A 719-nucleotide genomic window follows, 5' to 3' on the forward strand; every position below is an offset into this window, starting at 1 on the left:
TGGAACTGTACCCCGAGGACATCGACGTTGCCGCCTTCGTCACAGACGCCGCCGGCACCGTGGAGGCGCTGGTCGCCAAGAAGGGTAACGTCCTCGTGTTGGACGTGGCCGATGACGTGGGCCGGGCGCGCACCGACGCGACCAAGCTGCGCCAGTGCGTGTTCAATCTTCTGTCGAACGCGGCAAAATTCACCGAGGGCGGCACCATCACGCTGACGGCGGCCCGGGAGGTCAACCTGACCGGCGACTGGCTCCGTTTCACGGTGCAGGATACTGGCATCGGCATGAGCCCGGAGCAGGTCGGGCGCCTGTTCGAGCGGTTTACTCAGGCCGACGAGAGCACCACACGCAACTATGGCGGCACCGGCCTCGGACTGGCTCTAAGCCGCGCCTTCGCCCAGTTGCTCGGCGGCGACATCACCGTCGACAGCGTCGAGGGCAAGGGGACGAGCTTCACCCTCCGCATCCCGGCGGCGGCCCCCGAGCAGGCCATCGAGGCGGCACCGGCGGCTCCCGAGAACCAGATGACGGTGGGCGACCTCGTGCTGGTCATCGACGACGAGGCTAACCAGCGCGAACTGATGACCCGGTTCCTCGAACGCCAACGCTTCGCCGTCCGCACTGCGGGGGACGGGCGCACCGGGCTCGACCTCGCCAAGTCGCTCAAGCCGCGTGCCATCCTACTCGACGTGATGATGCCCGAGATGGACGGCTGGTCG

General features: G+C 67.6%; 1 protein-coding gene. It reads left to right on the top strand.

All coding sequences use genetic code 11. The features are described 5' to 3' along the window. Positions 1-719: ATP-binding protein (locus tag MKK60_RS12235; RefSeq protein WP_243986107.1), on the top strand; the 719-nt coding region annotated here is incomplete at both ends.

Origin of the sequence: Methylobacterium sp. J-092, assembly GCF_022829325.1 — a bacterium.
Taxonomy (GTDB): Bacteria; Pseudomonadota; Alphaproteobacteria; order Rhizobiales; family Beijerinckiaceae; genus Methylobacterium.